Here is a 23,513-nt window from a genome sequence, read left to right as displayed (position 1 = left end):
CTTTAGATTAAGTTAGATGCTCTGGCCCTCCGCGAGAGACTGCTTTAGAGAGCTCACCCCGTGTTTTAGATTGCTTAGACAGCAGGTCGTCACACCGTAGTCTGCGATCCTCGGCGCGAATCCAATAGTCGTCGCCAGGAAAGCGCAGCCAGACGAACCGCCATGCATTGCGCCCTTTGGCGCGTCGATTAGCAAACTGCGAGGGCGTCAACATTGCGCCGTCCTCTGCAACGATACGATCGCCTACAACTTTTGCGAATTCGATTACGCTGCAGTAGCTCGTTCGCAGGTTAGTTCCTTCGGGAAGAAATATGCTCTTCCACTGAAACCCACGCAATGAATGTCCTCTGTCCTTTAAGTCGCGTCGCTCCAGCTCGGTCTTGAGCCAACGATTCACGAGTTCTGCGATAAAGGCCTCTGTTTTGACGCCAGGGCGCACATCCATTAGGTAGAACTCCAGTTCCAAAAAATCGGCTACTGGAATGTCGACAGGCTGCTTTGCTTCGTATCCCATGATTCAACCCTTTCGAAAATGAGCTAAAGGTTGGATCGTGGAACGGGAAAATAGTTCACTTTATATTTTTTCCGAAGATCGCTGGACCGAATTGGATCGATGCCGGGAGATCTGGGACCGCGATAGACCGGAGCAAGTGAGAATTAGTGGCGAATAGCCGAAAGTGGACCTGAATAGACCGTCGTCGAGCGGGCCACGGAATAAGGCCATGATCGTAGAACTGCAATGTTGAGTTAGCTGTTGTTACGGTGCGCTGGCTTACGGCATGGCTTGCATGACGGGCCAGTGCTCCGTAATCTTCCCATCGTCCATAACAGCGATATCGCCGAACTGCTGCAGCACTGCCTCGCTCTGCCTCGGCCGGAAGAACACATAGTCGTCGACCTGCAATTGCTGCGCCCCCGATCCCAGCAAGGCCTGCTGATTGGACGAATTTCCATACAGGCCGCTGGCAGCCAGCCCTGCTGGCGACACCGGTTCCGCCATCCAGTTGCCCCCATACACGAAGTGGACGTGCTCCTGGTTCACATCCCACGCACGCGCCGCATCGCCCAGCACCTCAACGCCAATCGGCATCTGGAAGCGTCTATCCGCCTTCAGCACCGGCGTAGCGATGAAAGCAGCTGGAGACAAATCCCGCAGCAAGTCTGTATCGAAGTCGCTTGGCTTGACGAGGGCGGAGCCCAGCGCAATTTCATTGGCGGCCCCGCTGCCGTCATGCAGCCGGTAGGTCGGTGAGCCTCCCGCGTTGAACACCAGCGCATCTGCCTCGCCCTGGGTGCGCATGCCCTGCGTAGCAATCCCGGCGTAATCACGGTAGATGGCTTTGGCTTCGACTAGCGCCTTCTCGCGCAAGCTCGCCAACGGAAGCTTGGCAACGTGCGCGTCATATCCCATCATCCCCGCCCATTTAAGGCGAGGCTCCTCACGCAAGATCGCCAGCATCTGCTGCAGCATCTGCGCGCTATCCACGCCGCCACGATGCAAGCCCACGTCGATCTCCAGGCTGACGCGCATATCCAATTGCTGCGCCTTCGCCAGGTCGCGATACTGTGCCAGGCGTTGCGGCGTATCCACCAGCCACTGCAACTGCCGCTCCGGATTGAATTGCCCACCCTGGAAGCTCCGATAGAACTCCACTGCCGCAGCAACAGGGAGAGGCTTGCCGAGCAACAGGTCCACGTCCCCGCGCTGCGCCGCAAGCTGCTGCAGGTAAGGCAGGTTGAACACCATCAGCCGGCGCGTCTGCATGGTTTGCATCAGCAGATCCAGCAAGGGCAGGCAGGGAAGGGACTTGGCCACCAAGCGCAACGGTAGGCGCCCATCCACATTGCGCATCACCTGGCGCGCATTAGCCAGCAGACGGTCGCGGTCAATCACCATGGTAGGCGTGGCAATACCCGCCGCACGTAAGGCCTTGGAAGCGCGCGCAAAGTATTCCGCATGCGGCGCTCCCTTGTCGCGCGGTCGTACCGCCAGCGCAGCAGCGCCCACCAGGCCTGCGCCGATGGCCGTCATCACAGCACGTCGTTTCAATGCCACCATCACGCCACCCCGAACATCGAACGTAAGTGCGGATTGAGCATGCGGCCCTGCGGGTCCATCTGCTGCCGCAGCGCCAGGAAGTCGTTCCAGCGCGGATAAAGCGCCGCCAGTTCCTTTGCTGTGAGGTTGTGCAGCTTGCCCCAGTGCGGCCTGCCGCCATGCTTGCGGAAAATCGGACCCAGCTCGGTCACCAGGTAATCGTATGCCTCCCCATGCGCCGCATGCACGGCAATGGAGCAGCTGTCACGCTTGTGGAAGGGACTGAGCCAGGCATCGTCACCTTTGATGAAGCGGAACTCCATCGGGAAGAACACCTCATTGCGCTTTTCGAGCGCTGCGATGATTTCGCGCACGCAGGCGATGCCCGCCTCGCGCGGCACGTGGTATTCCGTTTCGTTGAAACGCGTTGGCCGTACCGTGGAGAGAAGCTTCCACGAGCGGTTCTTCGCCTCCTCGGTCAGGTCGGGATCGATCAACTTGCCTGCCGCCCAGCGCCGCAGGTCGGGGAACTTGCCCAGCCAGTCGCGCAGCTTGCGCAGGTCGCTCAACATCTCCTCATCCTGCGAATGCGGCACCAGCACATCGCCGCCCTGGTACTCGTCATGCGCAATGCCCGCTGCATAGCCGGTGAAGGGCAGGTAGTAGAACTCGAAATGCCGATGCTTGCGCGCCAGCTCGCCGGCCTGCTCCAGCATGTCACCCACAGGTCGCAGCCACACCTTGCGGTGCAGGCTGAAGGATGGCACAACCCGCACGGTCGCCTGCGTGATGACACCCAGGCTGCCGAGGGAAACGCGCGCCGCCGCCATTTGCTCGGGATGGCGCTCCTGGTCCCACTCCACGATCTCGCCTTGCGGCGTGACCAGGCGCAGCGCCATCACGTCCGCATGCATGGCTTGCAGGTTCGCCCCCGTGCCGTGCGTGCCGGTGCTGATGGCGCCTGCCAGCGACTGCATGTCGATATCCGGCAGGTTGCGCAAGGCCATCCCAACGCCGTCGAGCTCGCGCGAAATCGCAGCCAGGCGGGTGCCAGCGCGCAGCGTGGCAGTCATGGCCGCCTTGTCGTGCGACAGCACGCCGGACATGCGCTCCAGCGAAATAATCGTGCCGTTGGTAGGCACCAGGGGAGTGAAGGAGTGGCCCGCGCCTACACAGCGCACCGTGCCGCCAGCATTGCGCAATAGGTCTGCGAGTGCCTGCTCGTCGGCCGGCGTGGCAAGCGATTGCGCCTGGCATTGCTGCACTTCCGACCAGTTCTTCCAACGGAAGGGACGGGGTTGCATCGGCGCTGCGTGCGCACGACCCGTTAGCAAACCCGCCGCCGCCGCCATGGCGCCGGCCTTCAGGAACAGGCGACGCTGCCTCATGATCCGCTCCTTGCCATGAAGAGGGTGAGAGCCCGCAGGTCATCGGCGCTGCAGTCGTTGCATTGGCCCATGGCCGGCATGGCGTTGAAGCCATCGCTAGCATGCCGCACCAGTTGGTCGATGCCCTTGTCGAGACGCGGCTTCCAGTGCGGCGCGAAGCCGGCCAGCGGCGCCCCGCTGCCGTTTCGCGCATGGCACATCATGCACGAACGCTCGTAGCGCTCGGCCAGCCGCAACTCTCCCGGCCGCGCCGTAGCAGCCCATTGCAGGTCGGCCGCAGCCGGCTCCTGTTTGGCAGCGGAACAGGCGCACAGGCCTGCCAGCATTGCCAATCGCAACAACGCTCGCATCGACTCCCCTTCTTCAAGTGGGACAACGTCAAGCGAGAATAACGTTGTTTTCGTTCTGGAACAACGTTATTGAGATCGGGCTGTATCAATTAGCAACACTTTGACGTGGTAATGCAATTGCATTGCCATGGGTTCATGGAACCTACTTTTGAAGCAGAATCCACGTTAACCGATCGTTACCAGACGACGGTACCGGAGCCGGTCCGAAAGGCACTACGCCTCAGCAAGCGTGGAAAGATTCAGTATCTAATTCGCAGCAATGGCGAAGTGGTTTTGCGCCGTGCGGAAGAGCCCGACACAGAAGATCCTGTGCTCGCTCAATTCCTTGGCTTCCTGGCCAACGACATAGCGAAGCACCCTGAGCACATTCAAGCAGTTGACGCTGGACTGGTTGAGCGGCTTCGTGAATTGACAGCCGATGTTGAAGTTGACCTGAATGCTCCGTTATCGGAAGCCGATGAATGATCACGCCCAAACCAACGCCGTTGGTTATTCATGGTTGGACGGTTTTCGCACACCCTCTGTTTCTCTCGCAGCTTGAAGCATTAAGGGGCCAGGTAGAGGCTCAGAAGCAGAAGGACCCACAAGGGTACGTTAAGAAAAATGCAGCCAAACGCCTTGCGGCAATAACAAAGTTAGCTTTCGACCAGATTCCCCAAGATCCTGCCCGAGCGGAATATCGACAGGGAGCGACGCTGGGCGGCGAACACAAGCACTGGTTCCGCGCCAAGTTTTTCCAGCAATATCGGATCTTCTTTCGCTTTCACGCGTCCAGCAAGGTAATTGTGCTGGCGTGGGTGAATGATGAGTCGACGAAACGAGCGTATGAAAGTAACGACTCAACTGGTGAGCGAAGCGAAAGCAGGATCACAGCGGCTGCAGCGATTGGTCAAGACTAACCCGGAGTAGATCTAGGCGCCAGGGCGGAAGCGATGCAGGATACCGGCCAGCAGCACGTCGATCAATGCATCCAGGTGCCGATTGAATTCGTCATGCTCGAACCACGGTTCGTTCTCCCCGAATACCAGGCGCAATGACACCATGCCGTGCAGGCCTTCCCAGAAGATCTGGGCGATCGCTTCCGCCTGGTCCTGTGGAATCTGCCCAGTGCCAGCCAGGTCGACAAAGAGCTGACAAGCGAAGGCATACGGGTCCTGCGCCTGGTTGCCGTGTTCGACACGGGAGCTCTCAATCGGCGCGTGCGGCCTGCGCTCCATGAAGACCAGCGCGTACTGGTCGGGGTGGCGCATGCCGAAGGTCACGTAGGCCCGGCCTACGCGGCGGATGTTTTCGAGGTGCGGCAGCTTTGCATCCACGGCGTTGCGCATGGCCTTGACCAGGTCGAGCAGGTCGCTGTCCATCGCCTGGGTGATCAGCGTAGCCTTGTTCTGGAACAGGTTGTAGACCACGGTCGTCGAAAAGCCGGCCTTCTCCGCTACCTTGCGGAGCGTAATCTCGCGCGCACCGCCCGCCTTGATCAAGGCACGCACGGCCTTGATGATGTCTTTGCGGCGCTGCTCGGATTCACGCAGCTTTCGAAGCTCTACGCTGTTGGACTTGTTCATTCGGTTTTCTCAAGTTCGCTCTACGCGACCGAGACTAGCATGCGGCCTTTTGTTGGGCAACCAGCCTATTGCAAGCGAATGGCAGTGTCGAACACCCATGTCCGACGGATTTCGATGACGTCATATTGGCGCGCGAGCGCAGGTGGAAAGGCACCATAAGGCGCCTGGCTGGAGATGACTTTTCGGATTGCCTCGTCGATTGCGGCCACGCCGCTGGAGACGACAAAAGTCACCTTTTCCACGGAGCCGTCGGCGCGGATGGCGACGGTCACCATCGGTGACACGTGGCGCTGTTTGACCACGTCGCGCAGCATGTCGAACGCCATGTTCAGCTCAAACTTCTTGCTCATCGCCTCCGCGTATTGAACCAGGTCGATGTTTGGATCGGCACGCCCGAAAAGCCAGCCGCGACGAAGGCCGCTAACGGTGGGAAGCAGCGAGCGTGATGGGTTCTTCGCCGCCGCATCGCGTTGGGCCGCCTCTTCGTTGAGTTGCCGGCCGATGGCGCGCAGGCGTTCTTCGCGTTCCTCCTCTTGCTTGGCCTTCTCACGTTGCGCCAGCTCGCGCTTTGCCTGTTCCTGGCGCGCAGCCTCCTGCTTGGCTGCTTCCTGCCTGGCCGCCTCTTGCCTGATTGCGTCCTGGCGGGCAGCTTCCAGTTGCTGCGCCTGGCGTGCTGCTTCGATCTGCGCCTGCTTCGCCTGTTCTTGTCGCGCAGCTTCCTTGCGCGCTGCTTCCAGGCGTGCGGTTTCAGCGCGTTGCAGCTCCTGGCGGGCCAATTCTTGCCGCGCCGTTTCTTCTTGCTTCGCGCGCTCCCGGCGGGCGTCCTCCTGGCGGGCGAGTTCCTGGCGTTCGGCGTCCTTGCGTGCAGCCTCCGCTTTGGCTGCCTGCTCCGCGCGCGCAGCATCCAGCCGCAATTGCTCTTGCCGGGCTGCTTCGAGCTGCGCTTGCTTGATTTGTTCCTGGCGCACGGCCTCCTTGCGGGCAGCCTCCACGCGCTCGGCTTCTGCGCGTGCCAGCTCTTGTCGAGAAACCTCCTGGCGCTCGGCCTGCAGGCGAGCAGCCTCAATGCGCGCTGCCTGTTCGGCGCGGGCGGTTTCCTGGCGGAGCTGCTCCTGGCGCGTGGCCTCGCGCTCGGCCTCGGCGATCAGCTCAGATTGACGCAGCTTTTCTGCGGCTTGCTGCTCTTGCTCCAGCTTGGCCTGTTCATGCGAGCGCTCCCGGGTTTCCTGCTCGGGCTGCTTCAGCGGGATGTCGTTCGCCTTGGGCGTAACGATTGGCGGCGCGGCGGGCGCTGTCGGCAACGGAACATCGGGGCGCTTCGACGCCACTGTGGGCTCTGGTGCCGGCGCGGGAACGGGCGTTGGCGCAAGTGTCGGCGTTGGAGGCACGGCGGGAGGTGACATGGGCATGGTTGTCACGGTGCTCGCAAGCGCGGTCTTTTCGGACGCAGGCGGCGCCGGCGCGGGGACTGTTGGCCGCGTCGGTTCCGCTGGCAGTTGCAGCGGCCCCAATATGGGCGCTGCAGGCGGCTGGGCCGGCAGCAGCAAGACCTGCAAGTCGTTGGCCCCCAGTCGGCGTTCTTGCCACGGGAAATTGAGTGCGGGAAGCCCGAATGTCTGGCCACCCAGGCTGATGCTCAAAAGCAGTGCGTGAACGAATGCGGAGATCACGAGCGCAGAGCTCAGTCGCCACGGTTCGCGCTGAAAGCTATTAAGTCGGCCGAGTGTGATTGCTGAGGACATCACCACAGACTATCACAAAGGCAGGCGGCTATTAATCAACTGGCAACTGATAGGGTGAAATACGCAACACTGAACTACGTCACGAAGACAATTTCCCTGGTGTAGGCGCGATAAAAAGCCGGCTCGTTGACTTTGCTTTTGAGCCAGAAGTAGAAGTCCACGTCTTCGCGATGTCGAGCATAGGGATGTAGACCTATTGCAGATTTCTTCTCGTACGCCAACTCGAAAACTGGTGTGCCGCGATGAAGAACGCGGAAGTGCGAGACCGTCTCCTGATCCGCGATCTCGACTGTGGTTTCATCGGCATCAGGGTGGTACAGGGTGTCGTTGAAAATCAGTAGGGGCCCATCAGGAGTCGCCAGCAAGACAATCGATTCCGCGTGATGGCCGCTCTCTTCAATCTCGTATAGCCCGAACGCGACCTTCTCTTCGTCTACTTCTGTGGACGGAGCAAATTCCCTGGCACCGGTGGCCAGGTCGATCTTCATCAGCGTGACGGAGCCGTCAAACTGGGTGACTGCAATGGTTTTGCCTGTTATGAGGGGGGCGGTTTGTCGGTTTCTGAAAGAACCATGCCTTTCAGTGACTCGCAGCACGTTATCGGCCGCCCGAGACCACTGGCATCCACCAAGGCTCCGTTAGAAGGCCAAGCCCCAGCAAGAGCATGGCCCCGGCCAACATTCCCATCACCAGCACATTGCGCGTGCTTTTTCGTTGGGCGGCCCTACTATTTTGAAGCAGAGCTTGGTGGAGAGTAAGTTGTTCTTCTCGAAGTCGAATATCCGCAGCAAACCAATCGCGCTCGGACTGGTTGTGCTCACGCTGGGCATCCAACACCTGGGCAAGGGTCAATTCAATCTTCACGAGGATTTCGGCCATCTGTTTGGTTTCAGGATCTGTCATAGCTGCTTTCATAGTTCGCGGATTTCAGCGCCCGTTACCGTACCGCTCGTGGTTCCAGCGTCATGAACTCCACGCCCTGCTTCTTGGCCGAAGCCATATTGAACTGGGAAAGCGATGCCTGGCCCAAAAGCGGTACACAGGTAGAGCAGACAATGGCGGTGACTTTGCGCAGCTCAAAAGGCCCGACATTGAGCGCATCCAGCACAACCAGTCGCGCGGTAGAGCGGCGGCCGTTGGCAAGGCCGATCACGACCTTAGGCTGCAGCACCTTGTAATTCGCCCTGGAGCCGGCGAGCATGTCTTCGCTGAGCATGGTCTTCGCGGCCCCGGTAGGCGATAAGACTTCGCACGGCGGAAAAGTCATAAGCGCGACAAGCGATTTCAAAGTGTTAGGTAAGCCAGTTGCTGTTGATGGTGACATGACGTTTTGTCCCCAATGCCGAGGCACCTTTCCCATCAAGACCTCCCATAGTGAACGAACCCATAATGGCAAAGAGGTTGCCTATGATGGGCAACGAACGGGTTGTGGCGCAAAGCTTATTTCGTCAATTTGAGGTTCGTTGGACGTCTGCATGCGCGCCGGCTTCGGCGCCGCCTATGAACGGGCGCAACGCGCCATACTGGAACTGCACGAGGCACTCAAGGCTGGCGGGAAGGCGTTTGAGTTCCAGCGCGGCTTGGTGAAATTGTTGTCCACTCATGGACATCGGCGCGCCTGGGTAGACCGCTTGCGGCGTGTGGGATTGATGTGATCCTGTCTCAGAGCATCCCGAGCGCCAGATTCCAGGGCCAGCCAGTTTGCCCGCGCCTGGTGGTGCGCTGCTGCACAATCGCCTTGGACAGTTGGTCGTCAATCTTGCTTGCCAGCGCATCGCGCCGTTGAACAATCTTGCCCGCGTCAGCACTGTTTGTCGCCCACAGCAATTCTTCCTTGCAGGCCAGGATTCCTGCACGCTCGATCATCACTTGTGACTGGTTGTAAAGCCATCGCAGGAAGCGCTGCGCGCCATTCGGCGCCAGCCATAAGTCGCCATACATGCTGACGTACTCGGCGGCGGTCGATGGCTCTTCCAGGTTGCTGCCGTGATGAATCAGGAGTGGCAGAGGCTGGCTTTCATTCAGCAGCAGCTCGGCAATGTAATGATTGGCGGCGAAGCCCCGGCGGAATGCGGTCGCGGCAGCCACCCAGTTATTGTCGATAGCGTGGCACAGGCCTAACTCATACCAGTAGGGAGGATAGTCCGCGCCCTGCTCTTCCAGAACAACGGCGGCTTCTTTGCGCATGCCGGCACGCAGCAGTTCTGAGCCAACCAGGAAACGCGCGCCCTGGTTGTCGTTTGGATTACGAGCCATCATCAGGACGGCAATCTCCGCCGCCTCCTTATGCTTGCGGCGACGAGCGAGGCAGAGCAGCGCTATCTGCAGCAAGCGCAGGTACGGGCGGTTTTCCAGGTGGCCCCATTCGATCTTGCCAGAAAACCCTTCCGGCATCAGGTCATGTGCGGCGTCCAGCCCTCGTTGTGCCGCTTCGAGCGCTTTAACCGGCTTGTCCATGTCGAAATAGTTCGACGCGAGGAAGCAATGGGCATCCAGTAGCCATGGAGTCTGCTGCAGCTGCAGTTCAAGCGCGGCCTGGAGGCGCTTGTCGCTCAAACGGCCTTGTTGCCATTGGTCGGCAAGCTCGTCGAATTTTTCACCGGCCGCTCGTGCGGTGTTGCTGGAATAGTCGAAGGCGCCCGAATGGTCTGGGAAAATCTGGAATTGAATGGACATATTGATTACTGTCTGGATTACAGCCGAACTGGGGAGATTGCGATTCGGTCGCTATTGTAAGCGGTTAAGGTCATTGCTCACGATGACTGACACCATGCCGTGCAAGAACTAGGACTCACTGCAAGCCAATAGTCAAACGTCGCCCGAGCGCCTTGGCAGTCTGCTCTACGAAGTCCAGCTTGGATGAATGGCGCAAGTCAAACAGGCGATCCACTTGTGGCTGGTGCACATTCAGCATTCGCGCCAAGTCCGCTTTGCGCAACTGCTGTCGCTGCATTTCATTCCATAGGAGTACCTTGGCAGTTTCCAGCGCGGGAAGAGCGACCGTATGTTGGCCCTTGGCCAGCGCAGAAGGCTGCGGTACCGGACGGCGCGCATCGAAGTAAATTTCCAACGCAGTAATCAAGGCGTCGACCGCTTCATGCAATGCTTCCTCGACAGTGTCTCCTACTGAATTAGCTTCAGGAAAATCCGGAAACCCAACCAGAAAGGAGCCGTTGCTGTCGGGGGTCAAAGTGACGGGGTAGTTCAACATGGATTTGGTCCCTCAAGTCGAGCCAATGCGTTCATTTCAGTCCGAGGTCATTCTTGATCTTCTTGACCAATCCGGTACCGATTTCCTTCGCTCCGTGGTCGGGAAATACGCTTGTTCGACCATTCAGATCCACTTTATGATGGCTGCCACGGCCGGGTGAGAAGACGGCGCCTTGCCGCTCCAGCCATTATCGGAATTCGCTGTATTTCATGGCCCATGTCCTGAATAGTACAACACTTCTGTTGTATCTATCGGCGTAATGTCAACTTGGTTGCCGTTCGATATTGCCACTGGCAACCATTTACACTTTTGTCTAGGATCGAGCCGGTGAATGAGAAGAGCCGCGGCAGATCATCCAAACACGGGCTCGTCACCAACAGGAACAGAGCAAATACCGTATCGATTTCCCGCTCGTCGAGACTAATGGACGCACTTCGCTCATTGTCATTGCCGTCTGCTTTCTCGCTGTCGGTCAATTTATGCTGCCGCACAAATTCATCAAATGCATCGGTCCGGCAATTCCTCAGTGCCGACCCCTTAGGCTGTGTGTCAGCCATCGCCCATCCGAGTTCAGTGCCCGATGCCAGTCGTACTTGATCTTGCAGCGGCAGCATTGCTAACTTTCAAGAATGCTGTATAAATGCACAGTTAATTTTTGCGACTATTTGCGCTGAAAACTTCAAATAACTTTGCGTATCTGGGTCAACTGAGTGATAATGTGTCACAAATTTGACCCAGATTGAAAGAAGGACATGGCACCAGACAACGATGGATTGAAGCTTCTGAAAAAGGCTCTCGAGATTTATGACCAGAAATATGTCGCTGAGTATCTGAATCGAGAGTCCCCTGATTCGTGGAATCGGGAGAAGATTAACCGCTGGCTCAGCGGCAAAGCGAGCCCGCGGCTCAGCCATCACGAGTATGAGCATCTTGAAGCGCTGTTGCCGAAGCCACCTTCGTCGCACCCACATTACGATTTCGACTTCATTGACCTGTTCGCCGGCATTGGTGGGATCAGGCGTGGTTTTGAAGAGATCGGTGGACGTTGTGTTTTCACCAGCGAGTGGAACCCTTTCGCGGTGCGCACCTACAAGGCAAATCACTACTCCGACCCCCAACACCACACCTTCAACGATGACATTCGCAAGGTGACTTGGAGTGACAAACCAGAGAAAAGCGAAGCTGAGGCCTATAAATACATCAACGAAGAAGGGGTGCCGGATCACGATGTGCTGCTCGCCGGCTTTCCGTGCCAGCCATTTTCAATCGCCGGCGTTTCGAAAAAAAATTCACTAGGGCGGAAGCACGGTTTCGAAGACGAGACGCAAGGCACGCTGTTCTTCGACGTAGCCCGCATCATTGCCGCTAAACAGCCGGCTGCCTTTGTCCTTGAAAACGTCAAGAACCTTAAGAGCCATGACAAAGGCAATACCTTCCGTACCATCATGAAGGCGCTCGACGAACTGGGCTACTGGGTGGCAGATTCAGAACAGAATGGAACGACCGACTACAAGATCATCGATGGCAGTCATTTTGTTCCCCAGCACCGTGAGCGTATCGTTCTTGTCGGCTTTCGGAAGGACCTGAATATTCATGATGGTTTCACTCTGAAAGATATCAGTCAGCACTTTCCGCAAGATAAGCCTACCCTGAGTGATATCCTGGAGGATGAAAAGGAAGTCGACCCGAAATATACCCTTACCGAAAACCTCTGGCGCTATCTGTTCAACTACTCCATCAAACATAAGGCCAAGGGAAACGGCTTTGGGTACGGACTGGTAAAGCCCGAGAATCCGAATGAGGTGACGCGTACATTGTCAGCGCGCTACCACAAGGACGGCTCTGAAATTCTGATCGACCGTGGCTTCAACTCGGACCTCGATTTCGATCACAAGAAGAACATCAAGAACCGGCCGCGCCGCCTAACGCCATCCGAATGCGCGCGACTGATGGGGTACGACCGCCCTGGCGAATCTACCTTCAAAATCCCTGTTTCGGATACACAGGCTTACAGGCAGTTCGGCAATTCTGTCGTTGTAGGCGTTTTCGCAGCTGTCGCTAAACTGATGAAAAGCCGGATCCTCCAAGCAAAGAGCCTACAGGAACAGCGGAAGAAGCTGGCGGCCTGAACAATGACCGATGTACATACCCCGGAACGCCGTAGTCGCAATATGCAGGCGATCCGGGGCAAGAATACCGGCCCTGAATTACTGCTCAGGAAGCTGCTGTTTTCGCGCGGGTTTCGCTATCGGCTGCATGTCAGCAGCCTTCCCGGTAAACCCGATATAGTGCTGCCGAAACACCGAACCGTAATCTTCATGCACGGTTGCTTCTGGCATGGCCACGACTGCCATCTGTTCACCCTGCCGCAAACCAGGCGGGAGTTCTGGACATCCAAAATTAGCGCTAATCAGCAACGCGATCAGCGTGACATCGTTGCGCTGCGAGGTACTGGTTGGCGCGTCATTTGTGTATGGGAGTGTGCACTTCGAGGTCGGTTGAAATGGGATGCAGATGAGCTTGGCGACCACTTGACAGGGTTGATCACGAAAAGTGGAACTGACCTGGCTAGTTTAAATATACGGCACCGTTAGCCCCAATCAAAGTCATCGATTCTCGTCCGAAATTGAAGCCGCTAGGGTGGCAACCCCGCCCAGCGCAGCGAGCTTAGTTTGATGGCTGGCAAATAGGACAATAAACACGCTCGGGACAACTTAGTTTCGAGTACTTTGTTCGTCAAGTCCTCTCTAGTCCACTGAGTCACCTCACCAGATACCCAACCTTTTTGACCTGAGCTCTGTCTCGAAAAACGATTTGAATGAGATCACATTAGAAAGGGACTTATATACTGTTGTGTCTGACTTCTTGAGCGATTCTGGCACAACGAGAATGATGCCCTGCTGTGCCATATCCTTTATAGCGTTTTCCGCAATGCTCTCGTCGACAGTTGCAAGGAAAAGGTCGCAGTTCCTCATCTCTCCGTGAACCTGCTTCCAGCGCTCCCGCAACGTTGTTTTTGCACTGAGGACCAAGGCACCATTTCTGTCGCGTAGTGGATTCATGTACGCTGCAAATGATGGCAAAACAAAGTCAGGTCGCTTTTTCGCATCGGCAATAACTTGTACATCATGAGGAATACCGCCGTCGGCAAGTAGACGCTCGATGTGCAGTTCAAAAGATGCACCGGCTCGCGATTTTCGAGTCTGGGCTGCCGATAGAAGAATTCCGTCAATTTGTGGAAATTCAGTGACAATATTTATCAATACCTGACTGATACTTATTGCTTCAGGATCATTACCGAGAAGGAGCTGGACCAGCTCCATCGACCGACGTCGTATCTCAAATGATTTAAATATCTCATATTCCAACCCCCTGCTGATGTCAAGCACGGCATCACCAGGAGCCGTCATCTTGAAGGGGTTGAAATCGACGTTCCCGTGAATACTTTGGTACTCCGCTTGCGCAAGCCGAGCCATCTCGTGCGGTTTGGGCATGGACATATGAGACAAAGCAAAAGCTCTTATCCGACCCGAATGAAATGCAGAAAGCGCTTTTTCGATAAACCCAAACAGTTTGTCCTGTTGGGTTTGAATTACACGTTGAGGTTCGAAAATTCCCGAACAAAACTGCGGCGGAAGATCGAAGAGGTCTTCGAGATATTGATAACCGGAGGAAGATGAATCCACAGTTGTGGCGCTGTACTGGGCATCAATTCCGGCTCCAGTCTTTGCAATTAGGAGGAAAGAAGCAGGATTCAAGCCGGTGAATGCCTCATGAGGAACTCTTGTCAGATGAGTTTCCTCGCCTTTGCTGCGCCAGTTGACAAGTCTAGCCTCTTTGACGGTCGGGCAGTCGAGTGCCGGCCAATGAATGTTAAAAAAAGCCTCGAAGATGGGTTTTTTACCCGGCTTAATTGGAGCAGGAACGAGCGGAGGGAAAAAGCCACTGTCTCTTTCAGCCTTGAAAATGTAAGCACCATCTTGATGCTTAGCAGGATCCTCCGTCCATTGCCAATCGTTGAGAGAAAGCTTCTTGAGAAATATGCTGTTCGCATACTTCGTCAGCCGCATGATCAGCTCAGCGCTGCTATCGACAACGTCCTCCGAAAATAAATTGCCAGTAGTCACACGTACCTTCTGTAGAATCAGCGCTGCGGAACGCGCAAAGTGTTACCGCAGCACCAAAGATACAGACTACCGCGCAACATTTCAATCAGAAAACTGTATTGATTGCTTGACCACTAGTATTTGGCAGTCCATTTTAATAGAGAAGTTTCTCATGATTAAAGATGTCCCCTCCCAAAGTGACCTCATCCGGTGGTTGCATGTCGTTGAATGCGCCGCGCCTAGGCGATTTGCAGGTTTGCTTACAGAGTCCTATTTTTCGAGGCAACTCAGAAAATCCCGCAAGTATAAAAATGTAGCCGAAGGATGGGCCTATATCGGCAAGGATCGCAGATCGGGCCCCCGATTCTGGTTCAAGATTTTTCAAGACCACCCGAAACTGTCTTTAGCAGAGGAGCATTTTGTTTCCAGCCTTGCCGCCTTGGGACATCGGTTCTTTTCATTATCTATGATAGCTACTGTGATTGGGGCGCAACGATTGCCGAATCTTGAGCCGAAGGTGGGTGAGTTCTCTAAAACAAGCACAGGGTGGGGTGTGTTCAGCACACAGGGAGCTGCAAATGTACAAATAAGAATAACGAAACTACTGACGGTTTACCTCAAGAATCAAGTTCATGGCCGGCTCAATGCAAGTATCAACGATGAGTTGCCCTTTAAGCCATGGCTTGAGAATTTTGGAATTCCTGAGCTACAGACTTTGTTCTCCCAACGCTGCTTCATGAACTGTCGCAATCCAAGTCCACTTGACTTGGATGCTGTGGCGGAAACTCATGACGGAAAACTGGCCTTCGTTGAGTTTAAAAGAAAATATCCAACCAACGGGGCTTCGAAGCCAACAAATAGAGAAATTTCTCCGACGCGTCTCACAGAAATCGCTTACGAAATTGAGAACGAATTGCGTAGTGTAGATCCACAAAATTTGAAAAGCGCAACAAAGGCGTTCAACATGGCGTGCAGGAAGCGGGGATTTACATACGTCCCTAGGCGAAGTTACGGCTTAGATATGGCGCACTTCGAAACACTTAAATTGTGTAGCGAAAACCAAATTATCTATGAATATTACATTTGGAATTCTGACAGTGATGCAAGTAAGGGCGCTTTCCAGCTTCCAGATGTTATTGCTGATCTCGAAAGTGCGCTAACCAACGAATTGATAGAAAAAAAGACGATTATTTGGTGGAATCGGGCTCTGCACCCGATCAATGCCACTGGGCTGACCTTCACGTGGGGAGAGAGGTCTGGCGCGTATAACAATAGGTGCCGAGTTCAGATTACCTTTGATGCAGCGTAAGCGATCACGTATGACGAGGCGCTTCGCACTCAACTTCGATGTGTCTCGAATACCTCTTTATAGCGGTGCTGGGGCTTTGCGATTTGACTGACTAGAAACTGAAAAGCACCCTTCGGACGCGTTTTGACAACCCACAAAAAGGGATAACCATGAAGCTGTCTGTAGACCTTAAGAACTGCTATGGCATCAGTGAGCTTGTGCATGAGTTTGATTTCAGTAACACCAATGGTTACGCTGTCTATGCACCAAACGGCTTCATGAAGACTTCCTTTTCAAAGACTTTTGATGATTTAGCAAAGGGAAGAGAAACGAAAGACCTGATCTTTCCGGACAGAGTATCAGGCAGAGCCATTAAAGATGATGCTGGCAAAGACATCGCGCCTGATTCCGTGTTTGTTATTGAGCCATACAATGCCGATTTCTCGTCCGAAAAAACATCACTACTTCTGGTGAATAGCGATGTTAAGCAAAGGTACGATGATGCATTGAAACAAATAGCGGACAAGCAATCTAGCCTTTTTACTAAACTTAAGCAGTTATCCGGTCTGACAGGACGAACGCTCACTCCCGAAATTGAGATTTTGAAGTGCTTCGGCAAGAAGACACTTGCCGAATTGATGGAATCGTTGGAGGAACAAATCAAGACCGGAGCTCCGTCACAGTTCTCTGCTGTGATCTATGCGGAAGTTTTCAATGACAAGGCTATTGGCCTTCTGGAATCTGGCACAATCAAAGATCAGTTAGAAGAATACATCCAGAAATACAACGAACTAGTTTCTAAGTCTGACGTTCTTAGCAAGCAGTTCAATCACTACAGTGCATCTACTGTCAACAAACAGTTAAAAGACAACGGGTTCTTTGAGGCTAAGCACACAGTAAATCTCCGAACCAAAAATGGGATGGAGGAGATTTCTACTGCTGATGAGCTTGCAGAAAAGATTGAGAATGAAAGGAAAAAGATTCTGACAGATAAGGATCTTGCTACAAAATTCGATGCAATTGATAAGAAAATTCAAAATACTGAGCTTAGAAAGTTTCGGGATTACCTCTTCGATAATCAACACATTCTTCCATTTCTAAGAGACTTTAGGCAACTTCAAAAGGATTTGTGGATTTCCTACCTCATTGATCAGAAAGAATTTTATAACCAGTTCCTGGACGCCTACCGAATAAGCAAAATTACTATCGAAGAAGCTATTGAGCAAGCAAGGAACGAAAGAACAGAATGGGAGGCAGTTGTTGAAACATTCAACAAGCGCTTCTCTGTCCCGTTCAAGATGAACGTTTCGAATCAAGATGATGTAATTCTTAAAGGCTCGCAGCCGTCAATTGCATTCAGGTTCAAAGATGGCGATGGTGAAGGAGAGGTTGAGAGGGAATCATTGCTGAAAGTCCTTAGTCAAGGCGAGAGAAGAGCCCTTTATATACTAAACATCTTATTTGAAATTGAAACACGAAGAAAGCAAACGGTAACGACAATCTTGGTGATTGATGATATTGCTGATTCGTTCGACTATAAAAATAAATACGCTATTATCGAGTATCTGAAGGATATTACAGTTTCGGGCAAATTTCGATGCCTTTTCCTATCGCACAATTTCGATTTTTATAGAAGTATCAGTGGAAGACTTGGCTTGAGAAGGGATTGCAAGTTACATGCGACCAAGATCGGAAGAAAGCTAAAACTTATCCAGGAAAAGTATCAAAAAAATCCGTTCAATCATTGGAGAGACAACTTAGCAATATCCGCTTTTTGCATTTCTTCTATCCCGTTTGTTAGAAATTTAGCAGAATACTGTGGCTTGGATGCTGAGTTTCTAAAGCTGACATCATTGCTGCACATAAAAGCGGACACTGACACCCTGACCCTTGACGATCTTTGTAGCATATTCAAGAAAGTCCTAGCTGATAAGCAGCAATTAGCATTAATTCCACCGGGGAAGCTTGTAATTGATGTAATCAATGAAGCGGCAGAGTCAGTCTTTAGTGCGCATGAGGAGGTTGTTGAGCTTGAAGGAAAAATTGTTCTCTCAATTGCGATTCGGTTGCTCGCCGAACGGCACATGATTAGAGTCATCAACGACGCGGCATTTGTAACTTCTATCACTGAGAACCAAACAATCAGACTACTTCAAGAATTTAAAAGATTGGGACTCGGTAGTGCGCAAGATGTTCTGACTCTTGAACAGGTCAATCTGATGACACCAGAGAACATTCATCTGAATTCCTTCATGTATGAGCCCATCCTAGATTTGGGAATAGCTCACTTGAAGACTTTATACTCCGAAGTTAAATCTCTCAAATAAGGTCGTGGGGGCTGTCCATTCTTCACCAGCTTTAGCGAAGTGCCGTTAATGCAAAAGCAGTTCGTTCCGATGGCCTAACGCAAGAAGCCCATGCATTGCTGCATGGGCCTCCGTGTTCATTGCCAGATTATGGTTCCCGAATTGCTAGGATCTGCGAATGTCTACACTGGCTTTATACGTCAATGTTCCCAGCACGCAGTGCGTTGGTCTCAATGAAGTTCCTGCGCGGTTCAACATCATCCCCCATCAGCGTAGTGAAGATCTGGTCAGCGGCAATCGCGTCTTCGATCTGTACCTTCAGCAGGCGGCGGACGGTTGGGTCCATGGTGGTTTCCCACAGCTGCTCTGGATTCATCTCGCCCAGACCTTTGTAGCGTTGCTTGGAAACGGTGCGTTCCGCTTCGTCGCGCAGCCACTGCATGGCGTGGTGGAAGTCGACCACGGCGCTTTCCTTGGTGCGCTCGCCTTCGCCGCGGCGGATCACGGCGCCTTCGCCGATCAGGCCGGTGAAGGTGGCGGCGGCGTCGGCCAGCACTTTGTAGTCGGCGCCTTGCACGAAGTCGGCGTCGATCGAGGAGACCTTCACGTTACCGTGGTGCAGGCGTTCGATGCGCAGGGTGTGCTTGTCGGTCATTTCGTCGGTGGTCACCACGACTTTCACTGCGCTGTCGTCGATGTTGGCCATCAGCGCTTCGGCGGACTTCTGTGCGGACTCGATGGTGCCCAGGTCCAGCGTTACGCCGGTCATGATGGCGGTCAGCGCGGCGCGGTCGATCACGCGGGTCAGGCGGGTCATGATGGCGTTGGCCATGTTGTAGGTGCGGGCCAGTTCGCCCAGCGCTTCGCCTTGGATCAGGTCTGCGCCTTCACGCGGGGTCAGGGCGGCGGTGTTCAGCGCTACGTTCATCATGTAGCCGGCTTCTTCCAGGTCGTCCTTCAGGTAGCGCTCATCGCGGCCGGCCTTCACCTTGTACAGCGGCGGCTGAGCGATGTAGATGTGGCCACGCTCGACCAGCTGCGGCATCTGGCGGTAGAACAGCGTCAGCAGCAGGGTGCGGATGTGGGCGCCGTCGACGTCCGCGTCGGTCATGATGATGATGCGGTGGTAGCGCAGCTTTTCGATATTGAATTCGTCGGCGCCGATGCTGGTGCCCAGGGTGGCGATCAGGGTGGTGATCTGCTCGGAAGACAGCATCTTTTCGAAGCGTGCCTTCTCCACGTTCAGCACCTTGCCTCGCAGCGGCAGGATGGCCTGGAACTTGCGGTCGCGGCCCTGCTTGGCGGAGCCGCCTGCGGAGTCACCCTCGACGATGTACAGTTCGGACAGGGCTGGATCTTTCTCCTGGCAGTCGGCCAGCTTGGCGCTCAGGCCCAGGCCATCCATGATCCCTTTGCGGCGGGTCAGGTCGCGGGCCTTGCGGGCTGCTTCACGGGCGCGCGCTGCTTCCACGATCTTGCCGCAGATGATCTTGGCGTCGTTCGGCTTTTCCATCAGGAAGTCGGTCAGCGTCTTGGCGACGATTTCTTCCACTGGGCCGCGCACTTCGGAGGAGACCAGCTTGTCCTTGGTCTGGCTGGAGAACTTTGGCTCCGGTACTTTCACGGACAGCACGCAGGTCAGGCCTTCGCGCATGTCGTCGCCGCTGATTTCGACCTTGGCTTTCTTGGCGAAGTCGTTCTCGTCGATGTACTTGTTGATCACGCGGGTCATTGCCGCGCGCAGGCCGGTCAGGTGGGTGCCGCCGTCGCGCTGCGGAATGTTGTTGGTGAAGCAGAGTACCTGTTCGTTGAAGGCGTCGTTCCATTGCATGGAGACGTCGACCGAGATCGTTGTGTTCTGGTCGGACTGGCGCTCGCCGGTGGCCTGGAACACGGTCGGGTGCAGCACGGTCTTGGCTTTGTTGATGTATTCAACGAAGCCGCGGGTGCCGCCTTCGAAGGCGAAGATTTCTTCCTTGCCGGTGCGCTGGTCGGTCAGCTTGATGTTGACGCCGTTGTTCAGGAAGGACAGTTCGCGGATACGCTTGGCCAGGATCTCGTAGTGGAATTCCACGTGGGTGAAGATCTCTTCGTCGGCCCAGAAGTGCACGTCGGTGCCGCGCTTGTCGGTTTCGCCGATCACTTTGATCGGGGAGGTCGCCACGCCGTCGATCATTTCGATCTCGCGGTTCTGGGCGACGCCTTTGACGAATTCCATCTGGTGGACTTTGCCGTCGCGGCGGATCGTTACGCGCAGGAGCTTGGACAGTGCGTTCACGCAGCTGACGCCCACGCCGTGCAGGCCGCCGGAGACTTTGTAGGCGTTCTGGTCGAACTTGCCGCCGGCGTGCAGCTCGGTCAGCACGATTTCGGCTGCGGAGCGTTTTGGCTCGTGCTTGTCGTCCATCTTCAGGCCGACGGGAATGCCGCGGCCGTTGTCGGTGATCGAGATCGAGTTGTCGCTGTGGATGGTGACGTGGATCTCGGAGCAGTGGCCGGCCAGGGCTTCGTCAATCGAGTTGTCCAGCACCTCGAATACCAGGTGGTGCAGGCCGGTGCCATCCGACGTGTCGCCGATGTACATGCCGGGACGCTTGCGGACTGCTTCCAGGCCTTCCAGGATCTGGATCGAGGAGGCGCCGTATTCTTCTGCTTTGGCCTTTGGTTGTTCGTTGTGGCTTTCGGACATGGACTGCTTTCTCTCTTAACGAATTTCTTTTCTGCTCTTTTTTAAACCGGTAAACCGGTGTCAGACCCATAGGGTCTGACACCATCTGTTCTACGGCCAGCGGCTCCGGCAGACCGGTGTCTGACCCTGCGGGTCAGACACCGCTTTACCGGTTTTAAATGCGCATCGGCATTACAACGTATTTGAAGTCTGCGTTCTCAGGAATCGAGATCAGTGCGGACGAGTTGCTATCGCCCAGCGCCACATTCACCTGGTCGCACTTCAGGTTATTCAGCACGTCCAGCAGGTAGGTCACGTTGAAGCCGATGTCCACGCTGTCGCCGCCGTAGTCGATTTCCAGTTCTTCAACCGCTTCTTCCTGGTCCGCGTTGGTGGACGAGATCTTCAGCGAGCCTGGGGTGATGATGCAGCGTACGCCCTTGAACTTATCGCTGGTCATGATCGCGGCGCGCTGCAGGGAGCGCAGCAGTTCTTCGCGGCCGATGGTGAAGTTGTTGGTGTAGCCCTTCGGGATCACGCGGGTGTAGTCAGGGAACTTGCCTTCCACCAGCTTGGAGATCAGCTCGATGTCGGCGAAGGTCAGCTTGACCTGGCTCGCGGCGATGTCCAGCGAGACTGGTTCGTCGGTTTCTTCCAGCAGGCGTTGCAGTTCGATGATGGTCTTGCGTGGGATGATCACTTCTTCGCGGGCGAAGTTCTGGTCGGTCTCTACCTGGCAGAAGGCCAGGCGGTGGCCGTCGGTCGCTACGGCGATCACCTTGTTGCCGTCCAGGACCAGCAGCAGGCCGTTCAGGTAGTAGCGGATGTCCTGCTGCGCCATCGAGAAGTGCACCATGTTGAACAGGTGCTTCAGGGTTTTTTGCGGCAGCTGGAAGCTGGCGGTGAAGCTTTCGGCTTGCTGCACGGTCGGGAATTCTTCGGCGGCCAGGGTCTGCAGGGCGAAGCGCGATTTGCCGCTTTGGACGGTCAGGCGCTTGTTCAGCAGGGTCATGGTTACGTCGCCGGCTTCCGGCAGGGCGCGCAGGATGTCCAGCAGCTTACGCGCGGCGACCGTGGTGCCGGTGACGTCGGCACCCGAGCCGATGTCTGCGTGGGTCGTGATCTGGACTTCGGTGTCGGTGGAAAGGAACGAGACGCTTTCGCCTTCCTTGCGGATGAGGATATTGGCCAGAATCGGCATAGTGTGCCGACGCTCGACAATACCGCTCACAATCTGCAGTGGCCGGAGAAGCGTGTCTCGGGTGGTTTTGACCAGTTGCATAAATATCCTCAGTTAATGGGTTGGTACGTTGGTTCTTTTGTTAACTCGACAGTATAGCAGTCTGGGACCCGGTAAACCGGTGTCTGACCCATAGGGTCAGACACCATCCGATCTACGGCCAGCGGCCTTGGCATACTTGGTGTCTGACCCTATGGGTCAGACACCGGTTTACCGGTTTTAGCCTTTCAGCGTCTGCTCCAGCACATGCAACTCGTGATTGCACTCCGGGTTCTTGGTCCTGTCCATCGCAATCTTGCGCACTGCATGCAGCACGGTGGTGTGGTCGCGTCCTCCAAACAGTTCGCCGATTTCCGGCAGCGATTTCTGGGTCAGCTCCTTGGCCAGGTACATGGCGATCTGGCGCGGGCGGGCGATGTTGGCTGGGCGGCGTTTGGAATACATGTCCGCTACCTTGATGTTGAAGAAGTCCGCCACCGTTTTCTGGATGTTTTCCACAGAAATCTGGCGGTTTTGCACAGACAGCAGGTCCTTCAGCGCCTCTTTCACGATATCGATCGAAATATCCTTACCGTGGAAGCGGGAGTAAGCCAGGATCTTGCGCAGCGCGCCTTCCAGCTCACGCACGTTGGAGCGCAGGTGCTTGGCGACGAAGAAGGCGACGTCGTCGTTCAGGGTCACGCCTTCGGACTTGGCTTTTTTCAGCAGGATGGCGACGCGCATTTCCAGCTCCGGCGGCTCAATCGCCACCGTCAGGCCGGAGTCGAAGCGCGAGATCAGGCGGTCATCCATGCCGGTGATCTCTTTTGGATACGTGTCCGAGGTGATGATGATCTGCTTCTTGGCCGCGATCAGCGCTTCAAACGCATAGAAGAATTCTTCCTGCGTGCGGGACTTCCCGCCGAAGAATTGAATATCGTCGATCAGCAGCATGTCCAGCGAGTGGTAGTAGTGCTTGAAGTCGTCGAAACCCTTGCGTTGGTAAGCGGTCACTACGTCGCGAACGTACTGTTCTGCGTGGATGTAGCGGATGCGGGCGCCTGGCTGGTCGGCCATCACCTGGTTGCCGATCGCGTGGATCAAGTGGGTCTTGCCCAGGCCTACGCCGCCGTAGAAGAACAGCGGGTTGTACGAAACGCCGGGATTGTTCGCTACCTGGATAGCGGCGGCGCGTGCCAGCTGGTTGGCCTTGCCGGTCACGAAGGAGTCGAAGGTCAGGTCCGGGTTGATGCGGCTGTTTTCGCGGGTTTTCGGATTCTGGTATTCGGCTGCGGCGGTCGGGGCGGCGGCGGCGGCCGGGCTTTCCGGGCGCATGTCACTCAGCGGGCCGGAGATCACGGTGGGTGCGGCAGGCTTTTTCAGGGCGTGGGTGCGCGGGTCGAGGACGAACTGCACCTCGATGACGGTTTCCCAGTACTGGCAGGCCAGGGCCGTGATGCGGCTCGCGAATTGGGTCTTTACCCAATCCAGCTTGAACCGGTTTGGCGCAGCAACACGCAGCTTGTTGTTCTCGAAATCGAGGGGCACAAGCGGCTTAATCCAGGCACTGAATTGTTGCGGCGTCAGCTCAAGTTCCAGTTGCTGGGAACAGGACTGCCAGAAATTTTCCAT

General features: G+C 55.4%; 25 protein-coding genes. 8 read left to right on the top strand and 17 right to left on the bottom strand.

Annotated elements, in window-relative coordinates; translation table 11 throughout:
• Window positions 1-7: 7 nt before the first annotated feature.
• The 4 genes from ACN9MW_RS00125 to ACN9MW_RS00110 all read right to left on the bottom strand — a co-directional run bounded on the left by ACN9MW_RS00125 (window position 8) and on the right by ACN9MW_RS00110 (window position 3,776).
• Complete coding sequence (locus ACN9MW_RS00125; protein WP_426166376.1) at window positions 8-514, bottom strand: hypothetical protein; 507 nt, start codon at window positions 512-514, stop codon at window positions 8-10.
• 258 nt (window positions 515-772) lie between these two features.
• Complete coding sequence (locus ACN9MW_RS00120) at window positions 773-2,050, bottom strand: alanine racemase (RefSeq protein WP_426166373.1); 1,278 nt, start codon at window positions 2,048-2,050, stop codon at window positions 773-775.
• Between the two features lie 8 nt (window positions 2,051-2,058).
• The gene (locus ACN9MW_RS00115) at window positions 2,059-3,426 is read right to left on the bottom strand and encodes a D-arabinono-1,4-lactone oxidase (RefSeq protein ID WP_426166371.1); all 1,368 of its coding nucleotides are present in this window, start codon (window positions 3,424-3,426) and stop codon (window positions 2,059-2,061) included.
• Entirely contained in the window at window positions 3,423-3,776 is a 354-nt protein-coding gene (locus ACN9MW_RS00110; protein WP_426166368.1) for a c-type cytochrome, read from the bottom strand. Before ACN9MW_RS00110 ends, ACN9MW_RS00115 begins: the two co-directional genes overlap by 4 nt.
• Before the next feature lie 135 nt (window positions 3,777-3,911).
• On the opposite strand from ACN9MW_RS00110, the gene ACN9MW_RS00105 reads away from it, so the two are divergent.
• Both ACN9MW_RS00105 and ACN9MW_RS00100 read left to right on the top strand, forming a co-directional pair.
• Entirely contained in the window at window positions 3,912-4,241 is a 330-nt protein-coding gene (locus tag ACN9MW_RS00105; protein ID WP_426166363.1) for a type II toxin-antitoxin system PrlF family antitoxin, read from the top strand.
• Entirely contained in the window at window positions 4,238-4,675 is a 438-nt protein-coding gene (locus ACN9MW_RS00100; protein WP_426166361.1) for a type II toxin-antitoxin system YhaV family toxin, read from the top strand. The genes ACN9MW_RS00105 and ACN9MW_RS00100 overlap by 4 nt, the downstream gene beginning before the upstream one ends.
• A gap of 12 nt (window positions 4,676-4,687) precedes the next feature.
• On the opposite strand, the gene ACN9MW_RS00095 is transcribed toward ACN9MW_RS00100, so the two are convergent.
• The 5 genes from ACN9MW_RS00095 to ACN9MW_RS00075 form a co-directional block, all read right to left on the bottom strand.
• Window positions 4,688-5,341 carry a TetR/AcrR family transcriptional regulator gene (locus ACN9MW_RS00095; protein ID WP_426166358.1) on the bottom strand — a complete coding sequence of 218 codons (654 nt, stop codon included), beginning with the start codon at window positions 5,339-5,341 and terminating at the stop codon, window positions 4,688-4,690.
• A gap of 65 nt (window positions 5,342-5,406) precedes the next feature.
• A complete protein-coding gene (locus tag ACN9MW_RS00090) occupies window positions 5,407-6,981 on the bottom strand; it encodes a TonB C-terminal domain-containing protein (RefSeq protein ID WP_426166355.1) in 1,575 nt (524 codons plus the stop codon).
• 176 nt (window positions 6,982-7,157) lie between these two features.
• The gene (locus ACN9MW_RS00085; protein ID WP_426166352.1) at window positions 7,158-7,571 is read right to left on the bottom strand and encodes a hypothetical protein; all 414 of its coding nucleotides are present in this window, start codon (window positions 7,569-7,571) and stop codon (window positions 7,158-7,160) included.
• 109 nt (window positions 7,572-7,680) lie between these two features.
• Window positions 7,681-7,986, bottom strand: coding sequence for a hypothetical protein (locus ACN9MW_RS00080; RefSeq protein WP_426166349.1), 306 nt, complete (start codon window positions 7,984-7,986; stop codon window positions 7,681-7,683).
• Window positions 7,987-8,020: 34 nt separating this feature from the next.
• Window positions 8,021-8,299 carry a hypothetical protein gene (locus tag ACN9MW_RS00075; RefSeq protein WP_426166347.1) on the bottom strand — a complete coding sequence of 93 codons (279 nt, stop codon included), beginning with the start codon at window positions 8,297-8,299 and terminating at the stop codon, window positions 8,021-8,023.
• Here ACN9MW_RS00075 and ACN9MW_RS00070 point away from each other — a divergent pair.
• Together ACN9MW_RS00070 and ACN9MW_RS00065 are read left to right on the top strand one after the other, a co-directional pair.
• Window positions 8,283-8,540: a PAAR domain-containing protein gene (locus ACN9MW_RS00070; protein WP_426166344.1), complete on the top strand. Its 258-nt coding sequence runs from the start codon at window positions 8,283-8,285 to the stop codon at window positions 8,538-8,540. The genes ACN9MW_RS00075 and ACN9MW_RS00070 overlap by 17 nt on opposite strands.
• Before the next feature lie 18 nt (window positions 8,541-8,558).
• Window positions 8,559-8,738: a hypothetical protein gene (locus tag ACN9MW_RS00065; protein ID WP_426166341.1), complete on the top strand. Its 180-nt coding sequence runs from the start codon at window positions 8,559-8,561 to the stop codon at window positions 8,736-8,738.
• Between the two features lie 7 nt (window positions 8,739-8,745).
• Here the strand turns inward: ACN9MW_RS00065 and ACN9MW_RS00060 are convergent, their stop codons facing one another.
• The 4 genes from ACN9MW_RS00060 to ACN9MW_RS00045 all read right to left on the bottom strand — a co-directional run bounded on the left by ACN9MW_RS00060 (window position 8,746) and on the right by ACN9MW_RS00045 (window position 10,908).
• Window positions 8,746-9,759, bottom strand: coding sequence for a hypothetical protein (locus ACN9MW_RS00060; RefSeq protein ID WP_426166338.1), 1,014 nt, complete (start codon window positions 9,757-9,759; stop codon window positions 8,746-8,748).
• Window positions 9,760-9,874: 115 nt separating this feature from the next.
• Window positions 9,875-10,294 carry a type II toxin-antitoxin system HicB family antitoxin gene (locus tag ACN9MW_RS00055; protein WP_426166335.1) on the bottom strand — a complete coding sequence of 140 codons (420 nt, stop codon included), beginning with the start codon at window positions 10,292-10,294 and terminating at the stop codon, window positions 9,875-9,877.
• A gap of 31 nt (window positions 10,295-10,325) precedes the next feature.
• Complete coding sequence (locus tag ACN9MW_RS00050) at window positions 10,326-10,427, bottom strand: hypothetical protein (RefSeq protein WP_426166332.1); 102 nt, start codon at window positions 10,425-10,427, stop codon at window positions 10,326-10,328.
• Between the two features lie 115 nt (window positions 10,428-10,542).
• Window positions 10,543-10,908, bottom strand: a complete 366-nt coding sequence (locus tag ACN9MW_RS00045) for a hypothetical protein (protein ID WP_426166329.1) — start codon at window positions 10,906-10,908, stop codon at window positions 10,543-10,545.
• A 138-nt stretch (window positions 10,909-11,046) separates the two neighbouring features.
• Here ACN9MW_RS00045 and dcm point away from each other — a divergent pair, with 138 nt between their 5' ends.
• Window positions 11,047-12,423 carry a DNA (cytosine-5-)-methyltransferase gene (gene dcm / locus ACN9MW_RS00040; protein ID WP_426166326.1) on the top strand — a complete coding sequence of 459 codons (1,377 nt, stop codon included), beginning with the start codon at window positions 11,047-11,049 and terminating at the stop codon, window positions 12,421-12,423.
• 3 nt (window positions 12,424-12,426) lie between these two features.
• Window positions 12,427-12,888 carry a very short patch repair endonuclease gene (locus ACN9MW_RS00035; protein ID WP_426166323.1) on the top strand — a complete coding sequence of 154 codons (462 nt, stop codon included), beginning with the start codon at window positions 12,427-12,429 and terminating at the stop codon, window positions 12,886-12,888.
• A gap of 171 nt (window positions 12,889-13,059) precedes the next feature.
• On the opposite strand, the gene ACN9MW_RS00030 is transcribed toward ACN9MW_RS00035, so the two are convergent.
• Window positions 13,060-14,421 (bottom strand): type II restriction endonuclease, encoded by a 1,362-nt coding sequence (locus tag ACN9MW_RS00030; protein ID WP_426166320.1) that lies wholly within the window; start codon window positions 14,419-14,421, stop codon window positions 13,060-13,062.
• A gap of 151 nt (window positions 14,422-14,572) precedes the next feature.
• Between ACN9MW_RS00030 and ACN9MW_RS00025 the strand changes: the two genes are divergently transcribed.
• A complete protein-coding gene (locus ACN9MW_RS00025) occupies window positions 14,573-15,709 on the top strand; it encodes a hypothetical protein (RefSeq protein WP_426166317.1) in 1,137 nt (378 codons plus the stop codon).
• Window positions 15,710-15,858: 149 nt separating this feature from the next.
• The gene (locus ACN9MW_RS00020; RefSeq protein WP_426166314.1) at window positions 15,859-18,015 is read left to right on the top strand and encodes a hypothetical protein; all 2,157 of its coding nucleotides are present in this window, start codon (window positions 15,859-15,861) and stop codon (window positions 18,013-18,015) included.
• Window positions 18,016-18,187: 172 nt separating this feature from the next.
• On the opposite strand, the gene gyrB is transcribed toward ACN9MW_RS00020, so the two are convergent.
• The 3 genes from gyrB to dnaA form a co-directional block, all read right to left on the bottom strand.
• Entirely contained in the window at window positions 18,188-20,683 is a 2,496-nt protein-coding gene (gyrB, locus tag ACN9MW_RS00015) for a DNA topoisomerase (ATP-hydrolyzing) subunit B (protein ID WP_426166311.1), read from the bottom strand.
• Between the two features lie 154 nt (window positions 20,684-20,837).
• Window positions 20,838-21,944, bottom strand: a complete 1,107-nt coding sequence (gene dnaN / locus ACN9MW_RS00010; protein ID WP_426166308.1) for a DNA polymerase III subunit beta — start codon at window positions 21,942-21,944, stop codon at window positions 20,838-20,840.
• Window positions 21,945-22,121: 177 nt separating this feature from the next.
• Window positions 22,122-23,513 (bottom strand): chromosomal replication initiator protein DnaA, encoded by a 1,392-nt coding sequence (gene dnaA, locus ACN9MW_RS00005; protein ID WP_426166305.1) that lies wholly within the window; start codon window positions 23,511-23,513, stop codon window positions 22,122-22,124.

This window comes from Pseudoduganella sp. R-34 (assembly GCF_049904655.1).
Taxonomy (GTDB): Bacteria; Pseudomonadota; Gammaproteobacteria; order Burkholderiales; family Burkholderiaceae_D; genus Rugamonas.
Note: the sequence above shows the minus strand (reverse complement) of the source record. Positions and strands in the feature narration are given on the sequence as shown.